A 24486-nucleotide genomic window follows, 5' to 3' on the forward strand; every position below is an offset into this window, starting at 1 on the left:
GTGATTCGACCCTATCGTCTCAGCGGTAAATGCAAAGTGAAGGCCACGTTGCCAAAGATTTGCGAGGAGCGAAACATGAATTCTCCAGGGAGGACTTGCCTCAGGAGGCTTGTGGATTTCATACTCGCAGCCATATGGCGCTTTGGTGATTTGTCGCCAGTCGGGAAAACCATCGATCCATGCCGGAGAGACCCCCAGCAGAGCTGTTCGATCCGCCCTTCGAGGTGGTGCATCCGAGCGTGCAGACAAACCCGGCGGTCTTCAACTCGCCGCATAGCGGACGCCAGTATCCGCGCGAATTCCTGAAATTGTCGCAGCTCGATTCGCATCGGCTGCGGCGGTCGGAGGATTGCTATGTGGATGATATCTTCGCCGGTGTGGTCGGCCTCGGCGCGCCGCTTCTGAAGGCGCATTTCCCCCGCGCCTATCTGGACGTCAATCGCGAGCCCTACGAGCTCGACCAGGGCATGTTCCTCGACAGCCTGCCGGCCTATGTGAACAGCTCCTCGGTCCGTGTCGCCGGCGGCCTTGGCACCATCCCGAGGCTGGTCTGCGACACGGCCGAGATCTATCGGCGGCCGCTCTATTTCGCTGAAGCGAAGGCGCGGATCCAGTCGCTCTACATGCCCTATCACCGGGCGCTGGAGGGGTTGCTCGACCGGACGGTCGCCGATTTCGGCGAAGTGCTGCTGATCGACTGCCATTCCATGCCGTCCACGGCAACGCCAGCCTCTTCCCAGGATCCTCTGCCGCGGCCGGATTTCGTGCTCGGCGACAGGTATGGATCCACCTGCGCGCCGGCCATCACCGACTTCTTCGAGGCCGCCCTGCTCCGGCGCGGCTATTCGGCGGTGCGGAACAAGCCCTATGCGGGCGGGCATATCACCCAGATCCACGGCCGGCCCAACGAACAGCGCCATGCGTTGCAGATCGAGATCAATCGAGCGCTCTACATGGACGAGGAGTCGCTTGCCGTCCACGGCGGCTTCTATCGCATGACTGAGGATTTCCAGGAGATCACCGCCGCGCTCGTCCGGGTGCTCCCGGATCTTTTCCGGCCCAGCCGGATCGCTGCGGAGTAACAGGTGTCCCGCGCCTGCCCCTCTGAGGAGGCGGCGTCCAAGAAAAAAGGGCCGTCAGCACGTTGTGCGACGGCCCAAGTCTAGGGAGGAAACGCCCAGGAAGGGCTACGAGAGGAGGACGACGTCCTCAACTCGTGATCTCAATATACATTGCATCGCACAATATGCAAGAGGCGCCTGACGCGATGCGACAATCTGTCAAAAATCTGGATACAGAGACCATTCCCATTATCCAGCTGTTTTGCCTAGCGAAATTGTTGCAGTATGTTTCCGCCGATGTGTCTTCCTGCCAGCGCAGGCGTCAAAACCCGGTTGAATCACAGCCTAAAAAAGCGTCGATTTTTGCTGCAGCGCACACAAGACTGATTAATTCATGAGCAACAGCCATGGCGTGCCCGGCTGGAGGCACGTTGCCGCCTCCCCAGGATCCGGGATAGAAGGGAAGCGGCCATGACGCTCCAACCCCCGCTGTCTCCAGGAAAATTCCCATGACAAAAGATCAGCCGCATGCCGCCGAACTGCTGGCCTTCGCGCGCCATCTCGGCGATGCCGCGGCGGCCATCACATTGCCTCTCTTTCGGGCACCGCTGGTGATCGACAACAAGGGCGGCGACCTGTTCGACCCGGTCACGGAGGCAGACCGAGAGGCGGAGCAAGCCATCCGATCGCTCATCGCCGCTGAGTATCCGACCCATGGCGTGGTGGGGGAGGAGTTCGGCCTCTCCACGGGCACATCGCCCTATACCTGGGTGATCGATCCCATCGATGGAACGCGCGCCTTCGTCTGCGGCATGCCGACCTGGACCACGCTGGTCGGCCTGCTGAAGGACGGGGAGCCCTATCTCGGCCTGATGCAGCAGCCTTTCGTGGGGGAACGGTTCTTCGCCAGCCCGAACGGGGCCTTTCTCGACAATATTCGCGGTTGCTTGCCGCTCAAGACGCGACCGGCCGAGACCCTCAGATCCGCAACCATGGCGACCACCAGCCCGGAGATCTTCAAAACCAGTTGGGAGGTCGAACGCCTCGCGCTCATGCGTCGGCAGACGCGAACCATTCGCTACGGCACCGACGCCTATGCCTATTGCCTCCTGGCGGCCGGCCATATCGACCTGGTGGTCGAGGCCAGCCTTGCCCCCTATGATGTGGTGGCGCTCATTCCCATCGTGCAGCAGGCCGGGGGGGTCATGACGGACTGGTCGGGCGGAGCGGCGAAAGACGGCGGCAACATCATTGCCGCAGCCAGCCCTGCTCTGCATGAGGCTGCCCTCGCCGTCCTCAACTCGTGACCTGCGCAGTTCAGGCTGCGTCGTCGTAGCGCCACCGCTTGTCGTCGAACACGAAACTGTCGAAGGCCGCCCAGAACTGCTCGCGATAGAAATCCTGCTCCATCAGCAGTTCATGGCGAGCCCCGGGGATTTCCACCACCGCAACACTCCGCATCGCCCGCGCGAACCGGCGCGCCGCGATGTTGTCCGACACCTGATCGGCACCGGCCAGCACCATCAGCACCGGGCATTGAAACTTGTGATGGCCGGGCAGATCGCGCTCCAGCACCGCCATGGAGTCCAGAGAGGCCTTCAGCCAGCGCAGGGTTGGCCCTCCCACGGTGAGATCGGGGCAATTCTGCGCGAGTTCGATCATGCGGTCGAACCGTTCGGGGTCGGAGGTGAGGACGCTGTTGGCGAGACCGGCCCGGTCAAGCATCCGGTCGCCCGTTCCAGGCACGTAACAGCGACCGAGGCCGATTGCGCAGGCCAGGCGGATCAAGGTGCGAGCCAGCCGCTCCGGCACGCCGGGCGCCTTGATCCCGATCAGGGGCGCGCAGACGACAACTTTCTGAAACCAGCTGCGGCGGGCGAGAGCGCGCAGCAGGATGTTGCCGCCGGTCGAATGGGCGAGACCGAAATAGGGCGGTGGACAATCCGGCAGCACCACCTCGCGCATGAAGGAGGTCAAATCCTCGTCATATTGAGCAAAGCTCCTGACGTGGCCCTTGCGCGAATTCTTCAGCAGCCGGGAGGAGCCCCCCTGGCCGCGCCAATCGACGGCGGCCACGGCGAAGTGGCGCTGTCGGAGGTCGCGGATGGTCTCGTAATATTTTTCGAGGAATTCGCCACGGCCCTGAAACAGGCAGACCGTGCCCCGGTTGGGTTTCTCCTTGGCGCCGCAGACGCCATAGCGCAGGCGCGCGCCTGAGGGCGTGACGAAATAATCAAGGGTCAGCCCGGCGGGCGGACGGTTCAGCGTAAGCGAAATCGGGTCCATGCCCGCGGCCTCTGCACTCTTGCGGCGGCCCCCGCTCGGGCCATTCAGACCTTCCCGTTTAGCAGAAGCCCGAGATTCGGTCCATGTTGCGCGACCCTCTTGACAGCTTAAAAGGCGTGATTATCTCATGTCTCGTCGGATGCCCGAACGGGGTTCGACGGAAGAAACCATCGACATTCGTCCGGTTCGGAGACTGTCGAATTCAGCATTGCTCAAGGAGGATGTTGCTATGTACGACCTTACCCCTCTCTATCGTTCCACCATCGGCTTCGACCGCTTCGGCTCGCTTCTCGAGTCTCTTGGTCATCTGGATGGCGGCAACGGATATCCCCCTTACAACATCGAGCGTCTCGGCACCGATCAGTACCGCATCTCCATGGCGGTGGCTGGGTTCAAGCCTGAAGAGCTCAATGTCGAGGTGAAGGAATCCGCCGTCACGATCAGTGGCCGCAGAAACGAGAAGCCCGCACAGGCCGGGTCGGTGCTGCATCAGGGCATTGCCTCACGCAGCTTCGAACGCCGCTTCCAGCTCGCCGACTTCGTGAAGGTGACTGGCGCCAGCCTCGAGAATGGTCTGCTCCATGTGGAGCTCACCCGTGAGATCCCGGAGGCCGCGAAGCCCCGGACGATCGCGATCGAGAACAAGGCCGCCTCTTCGCCCGAGCCGAAGACGATCGAGCAGAAGGCCGCGTAAGCCGCGACTGGCAAACGATAGAGCCTGGGGCGCCTCCGCAAGGGGGCGCCCTTTTTGTTTGTGGCCGGATGACCGGAACGCCGCTCCTGCCTAGCGCGGCAGCTTGCTCGAGCCCATGAGGAACTGGTCGATGGACCGCGCCGCCTGCCGGCCCTCGCGGATGGCCCAGACCACCAGAGACTGGCCTTTCCGGATATCACCCGCAGCGAAGACCTTCGGGTGAGACGTGAGATAATCGTCGGTGTTCGCGAGCACGTTCGAGCGGTTGTCGCGGTCGAGCGGAAGCTCCTCCAGCAGACCCGTCTCTCCCGGGCCGGCAAAGCCGATCGCGATCAGCACCAGGTCCGCCGGAATGATGAATTCCGTGCCGGGGACAGGCTGCCGCTTCTCGTCGCAACGCGCCGCCTCGACACCGGTGAGCCTGCCGTCCTGGCCCACCATGCCCAAGGTCGCACAAGCAAATTCGCGCACCGCGCCCTCGGCCTGGGAGGAAGAGGTGCGGAACTTGGTCGGCCAATAGGGCCATGTCAGCAATTTGTCCTCGCGCTGGGGGGGCACGGGACGGATGTCGAGCTGGGTGACCTCAATGGCACCCTGACGGAAGGAGGTGCCGATGCAATCGGACGCGGTGTCGCCGCCGCCGATGACGACCACGCGCTTGCCGGTCGCCACCAGGGGTTCCGCGCCGCCAAGGCTCTCGCCGCCGATCCGCTTGTTCTGCTGCACCAGGAAGGGCATGGCGTAATGGACGCCCTCCAGCTCCATACCGGGAAGAAGGGGATCGCGGGGCCGCTCGGCGCCGCCGGTCAGCAGCACCGCATCGTGCCCGTCAATGATCTCCTGCACCGGAATATCGATGCCGACATTGGCGCTGAAATGAAACTCCACGCCCTCAGCACGCATCTGTTCGACACGCCGCTCGATGTGGTGCTTCTCCATCTTGAAGTCCGGGATGCCATAGCGGAGAAGGCCGCCCGCATGAGCCTCGCGCTCATAGAGATGCACCGCATGTCCGACGCGCGCGAGCTGCTGGGCGGCGGCCATGCCGGCAGGACCCGAGCCGATGACCGCCACGCGCTTGCCGGTCAGCGTCTCCGGGGGCTGCGGCCTGACCCAACCCTCCGCCCATGACTTGTCGGCAATCGCCTCTTCGATGGATTTGATGGTGACGGGCGCATCATCGAGATTGAGGGTGCAGGCCTCCTCGCAGGGTGCCGGGCAGACCCGGCCGGTGAATTCGGGAAAGTTGTTTGTGGTGTGGAGATCCCGGGAGGCGGCTTCCCAGTTCTTCGCGTAGACGAGGTCGTTCCAGTCCGGAATCTGGTTATTCACCGGACAGCCGGTGTGGCAGTAGGGCACGCCGCAATCCATACACCGGGTCGCCTGCCGCTCGACTTCGCGTTCCTCCATGGGGATGGTGAATTCGCGGAAGTGCCGGATACGGTCAGAGGCCGGGCGATAGGCCTGGGTCTGCCTGTCGATTTCCAGAAAGCCAGTGATCTTTCCCATGGTCTGCCTCAAGCCCGCTTTGCCAAGCCGATGCGCATATCGCCGGATTGCTCCTGCGCGCGCTCGATCTCCTGCAGTGCCCGCCGGTATTCGACCGGCATCACCTTCACGAATTTGGGACGGTAGTCGTCCCAGTTGTCCAGGATCTCCCGGGCGCGGCCGGAATTGGTGTAATGCGCATGGCGGGTGATCAGGTGCAGCAGCCGCTGCTCGTCGTGATGGGTGAGGTCGGTCAGGATATCGACGAGGCCGTGGGATTCGAGATCGCCGCCGTGATGGTGCAGGCGTTCGATTGCGTCATCCTCGTGCTGGATCGGCTCCAGATCGACCATGGACAGGTTGCAGCGCTGCTCGAAGTCGCCCGCGGCGTCCAGGACGTAGGCGATGCCGCCGGACATGCCGGCCGCGAAGTTGCGGCCCGTCTCGCCGAGCACGACCACGATCCCGCCCGTCATATATTCGCAGGTGTGGTCGCCGGTGCCTTCGACCACGGCGACGGCGCCCGAGTTCCGGACCGCAAAGCGCTCGCCGGCCACGCCATGGAGATAGCATTCGCCGGCGATGGCGCCGTAGAGCACGGTGTTGCCGGCGATGATGCTCTGCTCGGGCAGGATGCGCGAACCGCGCGGCGGCCGCACCACGATGCGCCCCCCCGACAGGCCCTTGCCGACATAGTCGTTGGCATCACCCTCGAGATCGAGCGTCACGCCATGGGCCAGGAACGCGCCGAAGCTCTGCCCCGCGGTTCCCTTGAGCCGCACCGAAATCGTATCGTCCGGCAGACCCTTGTGCCCGTGGCGCTTGGCCACTTCGCCCGAGAGCATGGCGCCGGCAGAGCGGTCGGTGTTGTTGATGGTCTCGTCGATCTGCACCGCAACGCCATCGTCGAGAGCCGGGAGGGACTGCGCGATTAGCCGACGATCAAGGATATCATCGATGTGATGAACCTGCCGCTCCGTGTGCCGGATGGCGACATCGGGAGAATGCCGCGCCTTGTAGAAGATCTTTGAGAAATCGAGGCCCCGCGCCTTCCAATGGTCGATCGCGGCGCGCTTGTCGAGGAATTCGCTGGCGCCCACCAGCTCGGAGAATTTGCGAACGCCGAGGGAAGCCATGATCTCGCGCACCTCCTCGGCAACCATGAAGAAGTAGTTGATCACGTGCTCGGGCTGGCCGACGAAGCGCTTGCGCAGCACCGGATCCTGGCTGGCCACGCCGACCGGGCAGGTGTTCAGGTGGCATTTGCGCATCATGATGCAGCCGATGGCAATCAGCGGTGCGGTGGAGAAGCCCATCTCGTCGGCGCCCAACAATGCGGCCACCACCACGTCGCGTCCCGTGCGGATCCCGCCATCGCATTCCACCACGATGCGCCCGCGCAGCCCGTTGTCGACGAGGGTCTGCTGGGTCTCGGCCAGGCCGATCTCCCAGGGGGAGCCCGCATGCTTGATGGAGGTCAGGGGGCTCGCGCCAGTGCCTCCCTCGTAACCGGCGATGGTCACGTGATCGGCGCGGGCCTTGGCGACGCCCGCGGCCACCGTGCCGACGCCGACTTCGGAGACGAGCTTCACGGAGATATCGGCCTGGGGGCTCACATTCTTCAGATCGAAGATCAGCTGTGCCAGGTCCTCGATCGAATAGATGTCATGATGCGGCGGCGGCGAGATGAGGCCGACGCCGGGAGTCGAGAACCGTACCTTGGCGATGGTCGCGTCCACCTTGTGGCCGGGCAGCTGTCCGCCCTCCCCCGGCTTGGCACCCTGGGCCATCTTGATCTGGATGCGGTCGGCATTGACCAAATATTCCGCGGTGACGCCGAAGCGGCCGGACGCCACCTGCTTGATCGCCGAGCGCATGGAGCTCCCGTCGGGCAGCGGCGTATAGCGATCGACCTCCTCGCCGCCTTCCCCGGTGTTGGACTTGCCACCGATCCGGTTCATCGCCAGGGCCAGGGTCGTATGCGCTTCCCGGCTGATCGCACCGAAGGACATGGCGCCGGTGGTGAAGCGCTTGACGATCTCGGAGGCCGGCTCGACCTCGTCGATCGGGATGGGAGACTGGCCCATCTCCTCGGCCTGGCGCACCCTGAACAGGCCGCGCAGGGTCATCAGCCGCTCCGACTGCTCGTTGATCTCGCTGGCGAAGGCGCGGTAATCGTCGATGGAATTGCCCCGCACGGCGTGCTGGAGATGCGCGACCGAGTCCGGCGTCCAGATGTGGTTCTCGCCGCGAATGCGGAAGGCATATTCCCCGCCGACGTCGAGGCGATCCTCGAACAAAGGATCGTTCTCGAAGGCCTGGGCGTGGCGGGTGAAGGTCTCCTGAGCCACTTCGTCGAGCCCGACCCCCTCGATCTGGGATTTGGTGCCGGTGAAATAGCGCTCCACGAAGTCCGACTTCAGGCCGATCGCATCAAAGATCTGGGCACCGCAATAGGACTGGTAGGTCGAAATGCCCATCTTGGACATGACCTTCAGCAGGCCCTTGTCCACCGCCTTGATATAGCGCTTGAAGGCTTCCTTCGGCGTAATCGTCTCGCCGAGACCCGGGAGAATGGCCTCTATGGTCTCGAAGGCCAGATACGGGTTGATCGCCTCGGCGCCATAGCCGGCCAGGGTGCAGAAATGATGCACCTCGCGGGCTTCCCCGGTCTCGATCACGAGGCCCACGGATGTGCGCAGGCCACGCCGGATGAGGTGGTGATGCACGGCCGAGGTCGCCAGGAGCGCGGGGATCGCCACATGCTCGGCGCTCACCATCCGGTCGGAGAGGATGATGATGTTGTGGCCGTGGCGGACGGCGTCCTCGGCGCGCGAGCAGATATGGGCGATGGCGTTCGCCATGCCGCGCGGACCGATCTCGACGGCATAGGTGATGTCCAGCGTCACGGTGCGGAACGGATTGGTCGAGATATCCCCGATCGCGCGGATCTTCTCGAGATCCTGATTGGTGAGGATCGGCTGGGCCACTTCGAGGCGCATGTGCCGTGAGGTGCCCTTGCGATCGAGAAGGTTCGGCCGCGGCCCGATGAAAGAGACCAGCGACATGACCAGCTCCTCGCGGATCGGATCGATCGGCGGGTTGGTGACCTGGGCGAAGTTCTGCTTGAAGTAGGTGTGCAGGAGCTTCGGCTTGTCGGAGAGCGCCGAGATGGGCGTGTCGGTGCCCATGGAGCCGATCGCCTCCTGGCCGGTGGTGATCATGGGCGCCATCAGGAACTTAAGATCTTCCTGGGTGTAGCCAAAGCATTGCTGGCGATCGAGAAGCGGCACGTTGGGCCGCGAGGGGATGGCCGCCACTTCGGGCAGGTCACGGACCAGAATCTGGGTGCGGTCGAGCCATTCCTGGTAAGGATGCGCGGTCGCCAGGGTGTTCTTGAGCTCCTCGTCGGAGATGATGCGCTGCTGCTCCAGGTCGATCAGCAGCATGCGGCCCGGCTGCAGCCGCCATTTCCGGATGATGCGCTCCTCAGGGATGTCGAGCACGCCCATCTCGGAGGCGAGCAGCACATCGCCCTCGTCGGTGACGATGTAGCGGGCCGGCCGCAAACCGTTGCGGTCCAACGTGGCGCCGATGATCTTGCCGTCGGTGAAGGCGATCGCCGCCGGACCGTCCCAGGGCTCCATCAGGGCGGCATGGTATTCGTAGAAGGCGCGGCGCTTCTCATCCATCAGCGGGTTGCCGGCCCACGCTTCCGGGATCAGCATCATCGCCGCCTGCGCCAACGGATAGCCGCCCTGATAGAGCAGCTCGAGCGCATTATCGAAGCAGGCGCTGTCGGACTGGCCCTCATAGGAGATCGGCCAGAGCTTGTTCATGTCGTGGCCGAAAATCTCGGAGTGCATGTTCGCCTGGCGGGCGGCCATCCAGTTGTAGTTGCCGCGCAGCGTGTTGATCTCGCCATTGTGGCAGATGAAGCGGTAGGGATGCGCCAGCGGCCAGGACGGAAATGTGTTCGTGGAAAAGCGCTGGTGGACCAGGGCGAAACCCGAGCGCACCCGCTCGTCCAGCAGGTCGCAATAATACTGGCCCAGCGAGCGGCCGAGCACCAAGCCCTTATACACCAGGGTGCGGGCCGAGCAGGAGACCACGTAGTAGGAGCGCGCCGCGTCCTCCGGCATGGCATAGACACGGTTCGAGATCACCTTGCGCATCACATAGAGCTTGCGCTCGAACTGCTCCTCGCTCATGGCGCTGACGCGCCTGATGAAGGCCTGCACGTGGAAGGGCTCGGTCGGCTTCACGCTTTCGCCGAGGACGGAGCGGTCGACCGGCACGTCGCGCCAGCCGACGATCTCCAACCCCTCGTCGCGTGCGGTGTCCTCGAACAGCCGCTCGATGTGACGACGGATCGCCTGTTCGCGCGGCATGAAGAGCTGGGCGACGCCGTAATGGCCAGGCTCGGGCAGGTCGAAGCCGAGGCGCTCGGCCTCATCGGCGAAAAAGGCGTGCGGGAGCTGGATCAAAACGCCGGAGCCATCGCCCGCCTTCGGGTCGGCGCCGACCGCGCCGCGATGCTCCAAATTGACGAGGATCTCAAGGCCCTGCGAGATGATGCGGTGGCTCTTCTCGTTGCGGATATTCGCGATGAGCCCAATGCCGCAGGCGTCATGTTCATTGCGCGGATCGTAAAGGCCATGGGCCTCGGGCAATCCCTCCGGTCTGAACCGTGGGAATTTGACCTCCGCGGCCATTTCGGCTCCAAGCGCCTCGCTCCGGGCCATGCTCTCCGTCCCTCTCATCAGCTCCGGCTTCGCGCCGGATGCAACTCTAACACATTCAAGCCAGCCATGATCCGGCTGTGGTTAACCGCCCATGGGGTGGCGGTCATCTCGGGCCGGCTGGTCGTGTGAGCTTCGGGATCGTATCTGGAGATGCCCGGCCGGCCCTGTCGTCAGGGCGTCGGCTCGCGGCTGAAGCAGCTTACCGGAACGCCCCGCCTCGCGGCGTATTTTTGCGCCGTTTTACCGGCGTGCCCGTTGTCATCGGTCTACGCTTCCTCGAAAGGCCGCACTCGCGGCTCCCTCACAGATAGGACAGCATTACTGTCCTATTCAAGCTAAAATGCCAGATTTGAATGCTTCGCGCAAGTTTCAAAATAAGCTCTCCACAAACGCGCAATAATATTTCTCCACCCTGCTCAGAAGCGTGGCAACAGCCCTGGATTGCAGCCTTTTGAAATGCGCGCAAGGCACCATCATGATATGGACGAATCCCCGCCGGATGTGATTTCAAAATGGTCGTTGCACAGATATGATCGCGGAACAGGCAAGCATGGATACTTCGAAGACAAAGACGCCCTATGGCGGCTGGCGCTCGCCCATCACCGCGGACATGGTGGCGGGCAAAGCCCTGCGCTTTGGCTGTCTGCAGACCGAAGGCGAAACCCTTTACTGGACAGAAGGGCGGCCCCAGGAGCAGGGCCGGATGACGGTCATGCGACAGCGCTACCCGCATCCTGCGCGGGAGATGACGTCGCAGCCCTATGCGGCACGATCCCGCATTCATGAGTATGGCGGGGGTGAATTCCTGGCTCTCAACGGCGCTGTCTATTTCGTGAACACCGAAGACCAGAACATCTACATGGCGACGTCGGGGGCGGTGACTGCTCTGACCGAGGTGAGCGGGTACCGCTTCGCAGACTTCTCCTATGACCGAATGCGGCGCCGGCTCATCGCCGTCGCCGAGCGCCATGGCCCGGAAGAGTCCACCGATCCGAAGAACATGCTGGTGGCCATTCCCCTGGACGGCCGCGCGCGCGGCTACATCACTCCGCTCGCGGAGGGCGCCGATTTCTATGCCAATCCTCGCGTCTCCCCCGACGGGAGCTCGATCGCCTGGGTGGAGTGGGACCTGCCCGGCATGCCCTGGGACGAAAGCCGCCTGAGCGTCGGGGTCTTTGCCAGCAATGGCGAGATTTCGTCCCTGCTGCATCTGGCGGGCGGCAGCGGCACATCCGTGTTCCAGCCGGAATGGATCGGCCCAGACCTCGTCTTCGTCGACGACCGCAGCGGCTGGGGCAATCTCTACCGCTGGGACGGAACGGAAGTCCAGGCCATCGCCCCAAGGGAGGCGGAGTTCGGCCTTCCCCTCTGGGCGCTGGGCGTGCGGAGTTATACGAGCATCGGGGGCAATCGGCTGTTTTCCACCTTCTTCGAGAACGGTGCTTCAAAAGCCGCCATCGTCGATGTGACAACGGGGGCGGTCGACCTGCTCGATCTCGGTTTCAAGGACATCGTCAATCCAAGCTTCGCCCTGTCGACAGTGTTCGCCTATGCAACCAGCGATACGATGCCCCGCGCCTTGGTGAAGATCCCCATTGGCGAGCATGTCCCCGCCCCTTCCGTCCATCGCCACAGCCTGGAGCTCGAGCTCCAGGCCGACGACATCTCGCAAGGACAGCCGATCGCTCTTTCCCGGACCAAGGAGGATCAGGTCTTTGCCCTTTACTACCCGCCCACCAACAAATCGCAGAGCGCGCGCAATGCGGAGCGGCCACCGCTGATCGTGACGGCGCATGGCGGGCCCACGGGCATGGCCGAGCGCGGGCTGAAGCCCCGGACGCAATATTGGACCAGCCGCGGCTTCGCCGTGCTCGACGTCGATTATCGCGGCAGCTGGGGTTACGGCCGCAGCTACCGTGACAGTTTGAACGGGCATTGGGGCATCCGCGACGTCGAGGACGTGGTCACGGCGACGGAGATGCTGGTCAAAAAGGGGCTCGTGGACGGACGGCGCAAGGCGATCACCGGCTCCAGCGCCGGGGGCTTCACCGTGCTCTGCGCCCTCGCATTCACCGACGTCTTTCAGGCAGGGGTCTCCTCCTACGGGGTCGGCGATCTCGAGCAGCTGCTGCGGGAGACGCATAAGTTCGAGTCCGGCTATCTGTATGCATTGACGGGCACGACTGTCGGCGCCACCGATGCCGTGTTCAGGGCTCGGTCGCCGCTGCAGCATGCGCATAAGATCAAGGCCCCGGTCATGTTCTTCCAGGGTGCAGAGGACAAGATCGTGCCGCCAGACCAGTCGCGAAGCATGGTGGAACAGCTGAAGGACCGGGGCGTTCCGGTGGGGTATATGGAATTCGAGGGTGAGGGCCACGGATTCCGAGGTGCGAAGGCAATTGTCGCAGCCCTCTTGGCGGAGCACGCCTTCTATGCTCGTGTGTTCAAGTTGCGGCCGGCCGAAAGCCTGCCTCGCCTCACTCTGTTCAACGAGGAAAATCTGACGTGAACTTCGCCAGTGACAATGTGATGGGGGTCTCTCCAGAGATCCTCGACGCGCTTGCGCGCGCCAATGAAGGAAGTGAAGTCTCCTACGGGTCCGATCGCTGGACGAAACGGGCCGAGATGCGGCTGAGCGAGTTGTTCGAGTGTGAGATCGCGATGTTCCTGGTGGCCACCGGCACAGGCGCCAATGCCCTGAGCCTCGCCGCGATGACCCCGCCCTTCGGCTCCGTCATCTGTCACCGCGAAAGCCATATCATGATCGATGAATGCGGAGCGCCGGAGCTGTTCACCGGCGGCGCCAAGCTCATCGCCGTGGACGGTGCCGGCGGCAAGATGAGCGCCAGCTCCGTGGAGGAGGCTCTGGCGGCCTTCGGGCGGCCTCCCCACAGCGTCAAGCCCGCAGCCATCAGCATCACTCAGGCTAGCGAGTATGGCACCACCTACAAGGTGTCCGAGATCGAAGCCATTGCCGAGGTCGGCCGCCGGCATGGCTGCCGGCTGCACATGGACGGAGCCCGCTTCGCCAATGCCGTAGTATCTCTGCAAGCCCGTCCCGCCGACATCACCTGGCGGGCCGGCGTCGATGTGCTGAGCTTCGGCTTCACCAAGAATGGCGCATTGGGTGCGGAGGCGGTGATCCTGTTCGACACGGGGCTCGCGGTCGACTTTCCCTATCTGCGCAAGCGCACCGGCCATCTCTGGTCAAAGGGACGGTTTCTCGGGGCGCAGGTCGACGCCATGCTCGATCAGGATCTGTGGATGCGCAATGCCACCCATGCCAACGCCATGGCGAAACGGCTCCATGAGGGCCTCAGCCTCTGCAAGGGGGTGCGTTTTCCGGTGGCGGTGGAGGCCAACGAGCTGTTTCCGATCCTGCCGCGGCCCCTGCACGAGGCGCTGCTGGCCCAGGGCGCGAACTTCTATGAATGGTCACCGGGCGGCGTGGCTCCCGCAGATCGCCCGAAGGCCGGCGAAGTCATGGCGCGGATGGTCACATCCTTCGCGACACGCCAGGAGGACGTCGAAAGCTTCATCAAACTGGCGCAGGATCTGTCCACGGCCAAAGCCGCTTAGCATCGCGGCCGCGGGGCGGCCGCGGGTTAGGGCGCGCTCTTCTGCCAGGCAAAATCATCCGCCCTGCCCGGCTTCGGTGCAGGCGGGATGCCTTGGGCGAAGAGCTTCGCTGCGGCCGTGTCAGGAGCCGCCGTCTCCTGCAACTGCAGCAATCCCTCCTCGCCGCCCGGTGCATCCAAGTCGACGACCATGGCAATGCCCGCATCCATGGTGGTGGCATTGGGGCGATAATTTTTCGGAACTTCCGGTCGGATCATGATCGGAGCGTTGACGCCCGGCTGACCGAAGAGCGGAAGGTTGTTGGCGTAATCCGTGGCGCCCGTCTCTCCCTGGGCCGCCAGGGTCTGGGCGGCCGCCACAGCCGGGTCCTCCGCCGTCTTGATATCCTCGCGGATCACGTCGAGGACCAGGGAGGCCATCTTGTCGTTGCCACGCTTGAGGAAATTCACCCCGTCGCGGTCGCGGAGCCGGCGCATCACGCCATCGTCGGGCGTGACGCCCATCTCCGTGTAGCGCCCATCTTCATCACTGAAGTCCTTGCGGATGTCGATGAACTTGACGCCAAGCTTCTCGGCGCGGGCTTTGACCACTCCGTTGATTTTCTGCATCGCACTGTCATATTCGGCGCGCGCCATGGGCGGGAGGCTGACCCAATAGACGGCGATGCTGCGTCTCTTCATCTCCGTAAGAAACGCGTCCACGACTTTCTCATAGGCGGTCTGCCATTCCGGCGATCCGAAGGGGATGCGCTTGTCACCCACCCTCATGTCCTGGCCGTCATTGGAGCCGACGAGAACCACGGCCGTGTGCACCTGGTTGCGATCGAGAATCCCCGGCAGGGCCGCGACCCAGTCATAGAGGTCGGCGCGGGCAAAGCCCGAGCCTTCGCGATACCGGCCTTCGAGCTGGAGCTTCTCCTCGCCGGCGAGAACCCGGCCCATGCCTGCCCAGAGGCCCCCTGCCATATTGTCGCCAATGACGAGCACCGTGTACCGGTCGTGAGCCTCGGGAATATAGGTCGCGCCCGGCGCCTTATGTTTTCCGTCGGCCGCCGCCTGGGTCTCCGTTACAGGCGGCTTGCTTGCAGTCTGCGCCATCGCGGGCGCGGCCACAGCCAGCATTGCCAGGAGAATAAACGACACACACCGGTGCATGGGTCCCATCAGCCATCCTGCTTGAGATGTTTGAGCAGACGAGAGCTCGGCTCGCCGTCCGCCGTCAAGCCTGCGTCGCGCTGGGCACGCTCGACCGCCGCCTTGGTCTGCGGCCCGACATTTCCGTCGACGCCGCCGGTGTCATAGCCGCGTGCGGTCAGGAGCACCTGGAGCTCCATGCGCTCACGCACCGACAAGGCGTTCGCCGGACGCGGCCAGGCGCCGATGATGGGTCCACCGCCAGCGATTCGATCGGCGAGATGTCCCACTGCCAAGGCGTAGGCATTGGAATTGTTGTAGCGAAGGATGGCTCGGAAGTTCTGGGTGACCAGGAAGGCAGGGCCCCTTGCGCCTGCCGGCATCAACAGGGTCGCGGGGACGGTGGATCCGGGTTTGAAGGTGGAGCCGTCGGCGAGCTTGAGGCCCCGCTTCGCCCAGGTGCCGATGGTCGCCTTTGCTCCGGCGGACTTGGTGTTGAAGCCCCGCGGCAGCTGCACTTCCCAGCCCCAGGGAAGACCCGGCTTCCAGCCGGACTTATGAAGGTAGTTGCCGGTGGACGCCAGAGCATCGGCCACGCTGCGCCAGATGTCACGGCTGCCATCACCGGTCCAATCGACCGCATAGGCGTTGTAGGTGGTCGGGATGAATTGGGTGTAGCCCATGGCGCCCGCCCAGGAGCCGGACATGTGGGACGGCGGAATGTCGCCACGCTGCAAGATCTTCAGCGCCGCAATCAGCTGCTGGCGGCCGAATTTCTGGCGGCGCCCGGTATAGGCCAGGGTCGCGAGGGAGCGGATCACGTATTTGTCGCCCATATGCGAGCCGTAATTCGTCTCCATGCCCCAGACCGCGAGCAGGACGGTGGAGGGCACGCCATAGCGCTTCTCGATGGCCGCGACCCGTGCCGCGTGCTCTCTGAGCATGGCCCGGCCGTTCTCGATGCGGGCATCGGACACGCGCTGGTCGATGTAATCCCAGACCGGCGTCTTGAACTCGGCCTGGTTTTCGGCGCGCTCGATCACTTCGGGATCCGGCGTCACGCCGCGAAAGGCGGCCTCGAAAGTCGCCCGCGATACACCCGCCTTATGGGCTTGGGGCCACAGGCTCTGCACAAAGCGATCGAAGCGGGCATCGGCCGTGGCCGGTGTCGCTGCCATGGGTCCGAGCGCGCAGGCAAATGTGGCGAAGGCCACCATCATCGCGCTCAACCAGCTCGTCAGACACCGCTTCATAGCCACTCCGCTTGTTGCATTCCTCCGCGAGACATCAATGTGAGGAGTTTTGGTTAAGGGTTGCTTTCCAATCAAGCAACAACTGCCCCTCAGCGCCGGGAGCATAGCACAAATCCGTGAGGCGGCGCATCACGGAGGGAGTCACAGGTTCCGAAAGAGGCCCAGAGGCTCAGACGTCCAGGACCAGCCCCTCCCGTGCGGCGATCGTTCCGGGGAGAGCCGCTGCCGCTGCGGCTTCGATCTCCGCGAGCTTCTTGTCGTCGTGGCGCGGGTTGTGATGGAACAAGACCAGTTTCTTCGCCTTCGCCGTCCGGCAGAGGGCGACGCCCTCCTCCCAAGTGGAGTGGCCGAAGCCCTTGAAGGTCGGATACTCCTCCGGCGTATACATGGCGTCATAAATGACGATGTCGGCATCCTGGATCAGGGAGACGATGTCCGTGTCCAGCTTATCCTGGTGATGCTCCGTATCGGTCACATAGCAGACGGACTTGCCGGCATATTCGATCCTGAAGCCGATCGAGCCGTTGCAGTGCCGCAGGCGCGTGGTCTCGATGCGTATCCCTGGTGCCGGCTCCAGGACTTCGCCCGCGTTGAAGTTGCGGTAATCCAGCTTGGCGCGAAACACTTCGGGGCCCACCGGAAAAAACGGCGCCTGCATGAAGCTCTTCAACATATCGAGAGTGCTGCCGCCATCCACGTGGTGGCCGGACCAGACCGTGATCTGCTCGGTGGGCACGTAGAGGGGGTCGAAGAAGGGGATCCCCTCAATGTGATCATAGTGGCAATGACTGAAAAAGAGGTCGAAGGACTTCACCCCCTCCTTCAGCAACTGGCTGCCCAGCTGCCGCGCACCGGAGCCCGCGTCAAAGATGAGCACGTGGTCTCCCAGCAGCATTTCCACGCAAGGCGTGTTGCCGCCATAGGTGTCATAGGCGCCGCCGGCACACGCGATGCTGCCGCGCACGCCCCAGAATTTAACCTGAAAACGATCATTGTTCATAGTAAGCCCCGTGGCCCCGCCATCGACACCTTACGGTGCATTGGGCCAGAACGGAATTGGGTTGCGCATCGATCGGTTTTGGGCATGTTCGGAGGGCCGCCAACCCACAGAGCCACATTCGGACAATGTCTAACATCGATCTGCATCTCGATAAGCTTCGCAAGGCGCGGGAACGCGGATTGATCGATCAGCACGGCCTTTATGGCCTGCAGTGGGGGCATCCCGATGAGCGGAAGGACCTTGTGGCCGTGCGCGACCGTTTCCTGTGGCCGCTGATCCATCCCGACAAGATCGCGGTGGAGATCGGTCCCGGTGGCGGTCGCTGGACTCGCTACCTGGTTCCCTGCCGCACTCTTTATGTGGTGGATCTGTATGCGGAACTGCTCGAGGAGCTGAAACGCAATTTTCATGTGCCTAATATGGTGTTCATCCAAAATTCCGGCACAGACTTCCCCGGCATGGCTCCCATGTCCGCGGATCTTATCTTCTCCTACGGAACATTCGTCCATTTCGAGCTCCCGATGATCTCGACGTATCTGACAAGCATTGCAAATATCTTACGACCCGGCGGCGACGTGGTGCTGCAATATGCAGACAAAACGAAACCGGTCGGGGCGGCCACGCCCAGCTTCCCCGACTGCGATCCGGCGCGCATGGCAGCTTTGGTGCGCGATCACGGCTTCACCATCGTCGACCAGGACGATGTCACCCTCAACAATAGCGGCATCATCCGGTTCACCCGCTGAGCGCCCGTCTTGTCCCATGGAGCTTGAATGTCGCGGCTTGATTCGTTCATCAACCGGGTGATCGCCCAGCGCGAATGCCTGAACTTCGCCTGCGCGGAAGTCGCGGACCTCAAAGGGGTCGTCTTCGAGCTCGGGCTCGGTAACGGGCGCACCTTCCATCATCTCCGCGAGAAGCTTCCCGACCGCGAGATCTTCGTCTTCGAGCGCCTGCCGGCGGCGCATCCAGGCAGCATGCCGGACGAGGAGCATCTGATCATCGGCAATGTCAGCGAGACGCTGCCCGCCCAGCTGCCAGCCTTTTCCGGCCGCGTATGCCTGGTCCACAGCGATCTCGGCACCGGCGATCTCGAGCAAAATGCCGCGATGGCCCGCTTCATCGCCGAAACAATCCCGCCCCTGCTGGCGCCAGGAGCCATCATTCTTTGCGATCCCGAGCTCGATCTGCCGGGCGCCGTCCGCCTTCCCCTGCCGGAGGGGGTCCAGAAGAACCGGTATTACATGTATCGATGGGCACTGAGCCAGTAGTCTAAACCGATTCTAATGTGGTAGAGGATGAGTGGCCGGTTCTCGCCCGGCGCACAATGATGGAAGCCTTCATGCGTCTCACCAAACTCACGAGCTACGCGCTGCGGATATTGATCCATTGCGGCCAGAGGCCTGGGAAGGTCGTGAAAGCCTCGGACATTGCCCGCGCCTACCAGATCACCGAAGCCAATGTCTCGAAGGTGGTCCAGTTTCTCGTCCGGGCCGGACTCCTGGAGACGATTCGCGGGCCGTTGGGCGGTCTGAAGCTTGCCAGAACGCCGTCAGAGATCCGCGTCGGCGACGTGGTGCGCGCAACGGAAGAGACCACCATTCAGGCGGAGTGCTTCGGCCATGGTGCGGAAGCCTGCGCCATAAGGCAGGCCGTGCCGATCAACCGCGTGTTCGACAGCGCCATCGATGCCTTCATCGAGGTCCTGGATCGCCATACGCTGGAAGAATTCATCCGGGCACGCCCCGGCGCCGCCCTGTTCGCGCAGATGGATGTGCTGGCGGAGGCGACCCGGGCTCAGGACCCCATCGATCCTCGCGCGCCCCTCCCGACTCAAGCCCTGCATCAGCGTTCGCCGCGGGCTTGATCGGGCCGTATCACGGCGCGACTGCGCGCATCAGTCGCGGGCCGTGTGAGGCAGGAGAAAGGGCCGCTCGCCGCGCGGCATCCGGTTGACCTCCACCGGAACGTTGAAGACCCTCGAGATGATCTCCGTCGTCAGCGTCTCCGCCGGAGCTCCGCTCGCCGCGACGCGGCCTTTGTCGATGATCACCAGACGATCGGCATAGAGGCTGGCCAGATTCACGTCATGCAAGATCGCGAAGGCCCCTCCGCCTTGATCGGCAAAATCGCGGGCGATGTCGAGCGTCTCGAGCTGATGGCGGAGGTCCAAGTTGGAGACCGGTTCGTCGAGGAAGAGATAGGGCGTCGCGTCCAGGCTCCGGGCCGCCGCAAGCTGGCAACAGATGCGCGCGATGTGGACGCGTTGCTGCTCGCCGCCGGAAAGTTGCTGGTAGTAGCGCGCCGCATAGTCGGACAGGCCGACGCGGGCGAGCGCCTCGCGGACGACTTCGGCATGGCTGCGACCGCGGCCGGTGCCGATGGCGACGAGCCCCAGTTCCACCACCTCGCGGACCGTGAAGGGAAAGGCCAAATGACTCTTCTGCGGGAGCACGGCCCGGCGCAGAGCGAGTTCGCCTTTGCGGAAGTCGTGCAGAGGGCGGCCGTCGAATGTGATGCTGCCCGAGACCGGCAGTAGATCTCCGACCAGAGCCGCCAGGAGCGTCGATTTGCCGGCGCCATTCGGGCCCAGCACGATGGTCAGCTCTCCCGGCATCACCTGCACGCTGACGGAGGAGAGAATTTCCGACTCGCCGCGGCGCACGGTGATGGCCTTCGCCTCAATCATCTCAGAGATCCAGCAGGGAGCGGCGGCGCAACAGCAGCCAGAGGAAGAAGGGCGCACCAATCAAGGCGGTGATGATGCCGATGGGCAATTCCGCGGGGGCCACGACGACGCGGCTGGCCATGTCGGCGGCGATCAAGAGAATCCCGCCCAGCAGCGCGCTGGCGATCATGAGGCTGCGATGACGCGGGCCAATCGCCAGCCGCAGAAGATGCGGCACCACGATGCCGATGAAGCCGATGGGACCGGCGGCCGCGACCGCCGCGCCGACGCCCAGGGCCACCACCAGGATGGCCACGCGCTTGACGATCTGGACCTCGACGCCGAGATGACCCGCCTCCGCCTCGCCCAGGAGCAAGGCGTCCAACCGGTCCGCCAGATAGGGGATCGCCGCCAAGGAGGCGGCCACGAAGGGTGCGGCGATCGCCACCTTGCTCATGGTCGCGCCACCGAGACTGCCCAGGCTCCAGAAGGTCAGGTCGCGCAGTTGCTGATCATCGCTGCGGAACAGCAGGAAGCCGGTCAGGGCGCCCGCTAGGGCTGCGATGGCGATGCCCGCCAGCAGCATGGTGGCGACCGAGGTGCGGCCTGCCCGGGTCGCGATGCGATAGAGCAGGATGGTGGTGACGAGAGCCCCGAGAAAGGCCGCCACCGGCAGGAAGAAGGCACCGAAGCGCTCGCCAAGGCCGGGGGCGAAGATGGGGACGCCGATCAGAACGATGACGGCGGCCAGACCGGCCCCGGAAGAGACGCCGATCAGACCGGGATCAGCGAGGGGATTTCGGAACAGACCCTGGAGAATGACTCCAGACACGGCCAGGGTTCCGCCGACGAGAAAACCCAGCAAGGTTCTGGGCAGCCTGATGTCCAGGATGATGACGTCGCGACGAATGGCCTCGGCAGCCGTCTGGTCTCCCCCGAGGGCCAGAAGGGCGTTCAGAGCGGCGCCCGGGGAGAAGCCGGTGGCACCAACGCTCAAGGAGAGCATGCCGACAATAACGGATGCGACGGCCAAGAGAGCGATGACCCGGCGCGCCACGTGGCGGCGGTCGCCCGCGTCCCGGCTGCGCCCAACGTCGTTGCTTTGTTCCATGACCGCCATCGTCGTGTCCGAGCGCTACTCAGTCCAGGCTCGGGGCGGCAGCGGCTCGATCTTGGCCTCGGGATGCAGCTGGCTTGCCAATTCCGTCGCCGCATGCGCGGTGCGGGGGCCAAAGCCCAGCAGAAGCAGCCCGTCCATGGTCACCAGCCGCTTGTTCTTGCCTGCGGGCGTCTGGGAGATCGCGGGATCGTTCAGGATGTCCCCAGCGCCATGGCCGCTGCCACCGCGCGTCATCATGAGGACGACGTCGGGAGCCGCAGCGATGACGGCCTCGGCGGAGACGGGCTTATAGCCGTCGAAGCCGGAGAGGGCGTTCCGGGCGCCGGCCAGCTTGATCATCTCGTCAGCCGAGGTGCCGCTGCCCGACGCCATCATGCGTCCACTGGCGACGCTCAGGATGAAGAGCACGCGAGGGCTGTCCTTTACTGCGGCCAATTTGCCTTCCAGGGCCTTGAAGTCGGCCAGGACGGTCGCTGCCATCTGGTCCCCTTCGGCCGCCTTGCCCACAAGCTTGCCGATGAACCGGATCTTATCGGCGACCCCCGCGGGCGTCGTCTCGTCTGGAACGGTGACAAAGGGGATCGAGGCTCCCTTCAATTGGTCGACCACCGGCGGAGGACCGGCATCGGCCTCAGCCAGGATGACGGTGGGATCGACGGCCAAAAGGCCCTCGGCCGACAAGGCGCGAAGATAGCCGACATTCGGATGGTCGCGCAGGGCCGCGGCCGGATAGAGGCTGGTCGTGTCCACCGCCACGATCTCCTTGTCGAGGCCCAAGGCATAGAGCACTTCGGTCACCGACCCGCCCGCGGAGACGATCCGCGAGACATTTTCGACATTTACCGAACGACCCGAGGCGTCGGTGATCGTGCCGGATGTCGCCGGTATGCTCGCCGCACCGAGCAGAAAGCTGCATCCCATGAGGAGGCAGGCAGCATGAATCAAAGGCTTCCGAATCATCGAATATTCCCGTCTCTCCACCGGCTGTCCGGTCACTTGTTCAGTACGAGCTTGCCTTGCTTGGTGACGCGCAACGTGTAGAGCTCGTCGCCATGAGCGATCAACGCGCTGGTCTGGTCGCCGAAAATCTCGTCAGAACGAATAACGCGTCGGGATCGGCCGGTTCCGAAATTCTCCTCAGTGGATGTCAATCCGTGAGTTCTCTGCTCGCTTCTGTCGTCCGGCATTTTTGCCCCAGTCCCGCTCCAGCCTCATCTCAGTGGCTGCTGTATTGTTGACTTTAATAGTCGAGTTCTTCTAGAACGCAAGAGGGAGCGGACGAGGCCGGGGGCCCGTCCATTGAAGCGAGCAAAAGACCTCTCCGGTCGAGTAGCCAGCGAACCTGATGGTTCTCAGTGCAACTCGACTAGTGGGGGTAATCGATGAGTAAGCGGCTCGTGTGGCTGCGTCGGGCGATGATGGCGGGGGTTGCCATGACCGCGCTGACAACCGGGGCTCATGCCCAGATGGTAGACGCCGATGCGGCGCCGTTGCCCGGTGAAGGTGAGGCCGTCCCGGCTGACTATATCGCGCTCGACGAAGTCACCGTCGTGCCCGGCCGGATTGAAGAGGCGGCGATCGATTCACCGACCTCGACCAGCGTCGTTACGGAGCAGGAGCTGCAGCTCCGGCAAGCCGAAACCCTCGGCGATGTTTTCCGCGGGATGCCGGGCGTTACCGCAGTGCAGGATAAAGACCAGCCCGGCGGCTCCATCAATATCCGAGGTCTGCAGGATTTCGGGCGCGTTGCCGTCATTTACGACGGCGCCCGCCAGAACTTCCAGGTCTCCAAGCATAATGGCGAAAACCAGCTCTTCATCGAGCCTGAGCTGCTGAAGCAGGTCACGGTGGTGCGCGGTCCCGTCGCGAACACCTATGGCTCCGGGGCGATCGGCGGCGTCGTCTCATTTGAAACCAAGGATGCACGCGACCTGCTCGCGCCGGATCAGTTTGCCGGGGGCATGCTGCGCGGCGGCTACGAGACCAACGGGGATGGGTATTTCCTCAGCGGGACCGGCGCGTTGCAATACGGCAACTTCGACACGATCGGCAACATCACCTACCGCAATCGCGGGAATTATCAGGACGGCAAGGGCGACACCGTCGCCGGATCGGCCTTCGAAGTCATCGGCGGCCTGTTGAAGGCCAGCTACCGTCCGGCAGAAGGTCACGAGATCAAAGTCGGCTATATTGGTGACCAGAATAAATGGACCGACACGTTCGGGACCGCGCGCAAGAGCCGGCTCACGAACAATGTCGGCACGGTGCGCTACACCTTCGACGATCCCACCAACGATCTGTGGAACCTCTCGGCTACGGGCTACATCTCGGGGACCAACCTCCACCAGGAGAATGTCGATGAGCTGTTGGTGGACTCCAACCGGAAGTTCAATCTCGTCACAACGGGCACCGACGTCTACAACACGTCGATCTTTCAGACGGGCTTCGTCGGGCACACGCTCACCTATGGTGGCGACTTCTTCCATGACGACGTCACCACGAAGGACAGCCTCAGCACCGGCGACCTGTTCACACCGGGCGGCAAGCGCGACGCCTATGGCGCCTATATCCAGGACAAGCTGACCTTCTTCCCGTGGCTTGAGGTCATCGGCGCCGGCCGGTTCGACGGCTATGCGCTCGAAGGCAAGAACGTCACCACCGGGGAAGACGTCGACAATGACGGAACGCGCATCTCGCCCAAGGTGACGGTCGCGGTGAAGCCCTTCCACCAGTATCTCGAAGGGCTGCAGTTCTATGGCACCTATGCGGAGGGCTATCGTGCCCCGAGCGTGACGGAGACGCTCATTTCCGGCATCCATCCGCCTCCGGCACCGTTCCCGTTCCTGCCTAATCCGGACCTGAAGCCCGAAGTCGGACACACGCTCGAAGCCGGCATCAACTTCAAATACAATGCCCTGTTCACCGGCAATGACGCCCTGCGGATCAAGACGGCGATCTTCCAGAACGACGTCGACGACATGATCACGCTAGAGCGGGTGTCCTCCTTGCCGTTTCCGTTCGGGACCTTCCAGTATACGAACATCGCGGAGGCGCGGATCCGCGGCTTCGAGTTCGAAGGCATGTATGATGCGGGCTTCATGTTCGCCGGCTTGAGCGGCCAGATCATGCGGGGCAAGGATCAGCAGACTGACGAATGGGTCGATACGATCCCGCCGGATCAGCTGACCGGCATTCTCGGGTTCCGCTTCCTGGAGGAGGCCCTCGAGGTCGGAACGGAGATCACGGCCACCGCCAAGCAGGACCGGGTCACCGATCCGGAGCTCGAAGTGGGAGCCTATACGCTGGTCGACTTGTTCGTCGGCTATCAGCTCAATCGCGACGTCCGCTTCGACGTCCGGTTCAACAACATCCTGGACGAGACCTATCGGCCGTTCCTCGACCAGGACAACATGCCAGGCTTCAATACGAAGTTCGCCATGACGATGAAGTTTTAGGAGA

The 24486-nt window shown here is 63.5% G+C and carries 19 protein-coding genes; 9 read left to right on the forward strand and 10 right to left on the reverse strand.

Annotated features, from left to right (window positions below):
* Positions 1 to 179: 179 nt before the first annotated feature.
* Positions 180 to 1082, forward strand: a complete 903-nt coding sequence (locus FKM97_RS18415; protein WP_144293893.1) for an N-formylglutamate amidohydrolase — start codon at positions 180 to 182, stop codon at positions 1080 to 1082.
* Positions 1083 to 1570: 488 nt separating this feature from the next.
* Entirely contained in the window at positions 1571 to 2368 is a 798-nt protein-coding gene (gene hisN, locus FKM97_RS18420; protein ID WP_144293894.1) for a histidinol-phosphatase, read from the forward strand.
* A 10-nt stretch (positions 2369 to 2378) separates the two neighbouring features.
* On the opposite strand, the gene FKM97_RS18425 is transcribed toward hisN, so the two are convergent.
* Positions 2379 to 3347, reverse strand: a complete 969-nt coding sequence (locus tag FKM97_RS18425; RefSeq protein WP_144293895.1) for an alpha/beta fold hydrolase — start codon at positions 3345 to 3347, stop codon at positions 2379 to 2381.
* Positions 3348 to 3576: 229 nt separating this feature from the next.
* Between FKM97_RS18425 and FKM97_RS18430 the strand changes: the two genes are divergently transcribed.
* Entirely contained in the window at positions 3577 to 4041 is a 465-nt protein-coding gene (locus FKM97_RS18430) for an Hsp20 family protein (protein WP_246105153.1), read from the forward strand.
* A 90-nt stretch (positions 4042 to 4131) separates the two neighbouring features.
* On the opposite strand, the gene FKM97_RS18435 is transcribed toward FKM97_RS18430, so the two are convergent.
* Together FKM97_RS18435 and gltB are read right to left on the reverse strand one after the other, a co-directional pair.
* A complete protein-coding gene (locus FKM97_RS18435; protein ID WP_144293896.1) occupies positions 4132 to 5550 on the reverse strand; it encodes a glutamate synthase subunit beta in 1419 nt (472 codons plus the stop codon).
* Positions 5551 to 5558: 8 nt separating this feature from the next.
* Positions 5559 to 10274 carry a glutamate synthase large subunit gene (gene gltB, locus FKM97_RS18440; RefSeq protein ID WP_428977918.1) on the reverse strand — a complete coding sequence of 1572 codons (4716 nt, stop codon included), beginning with the start codon at positions 10272 to 10274 and terminating at the stop codon, positions 5559 to 5561.
* Between the two features lie 550 nt (positions 10275 to 10824).
* Between gltB and FKM97_RS18445 the strand changes: the two genes are divergently transcribed.
* Together FKM97_RS18445 and FKM97_RS18450 are read left to right on the forward strand one after the other, a co-directional pair.
* Positions 10825 to 12783, forward strand: a complete 1959-nt coding sequence (locus tag FKM97_RS18445; protein WP_170240990.1) for a S9 family peptidase — start codon at positions 10825 to 10827, stop codon at positions 12781 to 12783.
* The gene (locus FKM97_RS18450) at positions 12780 to 13853 is read left to right on the forward strand and encodes a threonine aldolase family protein (protein WP_144293899.1); all 1074 of its coding nucleotides are present in this window, start codon (positions 12780 to 12782) and stop codon (positions 13851 to 13853) included. The genes FKM97_RS18445 and FKM97_RS18450 overlap by 4 nt, the downstream gene beginning before the upstream one ends.
* Positions 13854 to 13879: 26 nt before the next feature.
* Here the strand turns inward: FKM97_RS18450 and FKM97_RS18455 are convergent, their stop codons facing one another.
* The 3 genes from FKM97_RS18455 to FKM97_RS18465 form a co-directional block, all read right to left on the reverse strand.
* Positions 13880 to 15016, reverse strand: a complete 1137-nt coding sequence (locus tag FKM97_RS18455) for an SGNH/GDSL hydrolase family protein (protein ID WP_144293900.1) — start codon at positions 15014 to 15016, stop codon at positions 13880 to 13882.
* Entirely contained in the window at positions 15016 to 16239 is a 1224-nt protein-coding gene (locus FKM97_RS18460; RefSeq protein WP_170240991.1) for a lytic murein transglycosylase, read from the reverse strand. Before FKM97_RS18460 ends, FKM97_RS18455 begins: the two co-directional genes overlap by 1 nt.
* A 169-nt stretch (positions 16240 to 16408) precedes the next feature.
* Entirely contained in the window at positions 16409 to 17239 is an 831-nt protein-coding gene (locus FKM97_RS18465) for an MBL fold metallo-hydrolase (protein ID WP_144293902.1), read from the reverse strand.
* A gap of 125 nt (positions 17240 to 17364) precedes the next feature.
* On the opposite strand from FKM97_RS18465, the gene FKM97_RS18470 reads away from it, so the two are divergent.
* From FKM97_RS18470 to FKM97_RS18480, 3 genes are all read left to right on the forward strand, one after another.
* Positions 17365 to 17985, forward strand: coding sequence for a class I SAM-dependent methyltransferase (locus FKM97_RS18470; RefSeq protein ID WP_144293903.1), 621 nt, complete (start codon positions 17365 to 17367; stop codon positions 17983 to 17985).
* A gap of 27 nt (positions 17986 to 18012) precedes the next feature.
* Positions 18013 to 18510: a class I SAM-dependent methyltransferase gene (locus FKM97_RS18475; protein ID WP_144293904.1), complete on the forward strand. Its 498-nt coding sequence runs from the start codon at positions 18013 to 18015 to the stop codon at positions 18508 to 18510.
* A gap of 71 nt (positions 18511 to 18581) precedes the next feature.
* Positions 18582 to 19106: an RrF2 family transcriptional regulator gene (locus FKM97_RS18480; protein WP_170240992.1), complete on the forward strand. Its 525-nt coding sequence runs from the start codon at positions 18582 to 18584 to the stop codon at positions 19104 to 19106.
* Positions 19107 to 19136: 30 nt separating this feature from the next.
* On the opposite strand, the gene FKM97_RS18485 is transcribed toward FKM97_RS18480, so the two are convergent.
* Genes FKM97_RS18485 through FKM97_RS18500 form a run of 4 tightly spaced genes read right to left on the reverse strand, consistent with a single transcriptional unit; the run spans position 19137 to position 22214 of the window.
* Positions 19137 to 19928: a heme ABC transporter ATP-binding protein gene (locus tag FKM97_RS18485; RefSeq protein WP_144293906.1), complete on the reverse strand. Its 792-nt coding sequence runs from the start codon at positions 19926 to 19928 to the stop codon at positions 19137 to 19139.
* 1 nt (position 19929) lies between these two features.
* Positions 19930 to 21018, reverse strand: coding sequence for a FecCD family ABC transporter permease (locus FKM97_RS18490; protein WP_246105154.1), 1089 nt, complete (start codon positions 21016 to 21018; stop codon positions 19930 to 19932).
* Between the two features lie 24 nt (positions 21019 to 21042).
* A complete protein-coding gene (locus FKM97_RS18495) occupies positions 21043 to 21987 on the reverse strand; it encodes a heme/hemin ABC transporter substrate-binding protein (RefSeq protein ID WP_144293908.1) in 945 nt (314 codons plus the stop codon).
* A 32-nt stretch (positions 21988 to 22019) separates the two neighbouring features.
* A complete protein-coding gene (locus tag FKM97_RS18500) occupies positions 22020 to 22214 on the reverse strand; it encodes a hemin uptake protein HemP (protein ID WP_144293909.1) in 195 nt (64 codons plus the stop codon).
* 195 nt (positions 22215 to 22409) lie between these two features.
* On the opposite strand from FKM97_RS18500, the gene FKM97_RS18505 reads away from it, so the two are divergent.
* Positions 22410 to 24482 (forward strand): TonB-dependent hemoglobin/transferrin/lactoferrin family receptor, encoded by a 2073-nt coding sequence (locus tag FKM97_RS18505; protein ID WP_144293910.1) that lies wholly within the window; start codon positions 22410 to 22412, stop codon positions 24480 to 24482.
* Positions 24483 to 24486 lie beyond the last annotated feature (4 nt).

The sequence above is a fragment of the Rhodoligotrophos appendicifer genome, from assembly GCF_007474605.1.
GTDB classification, from domain to species: Bacteria; Pseudomonadota; Alphaproteobacteria; order Rhizobiales; family Im1; genus Rhodoligotrophos; species Rhodoligotrophos appendicifer.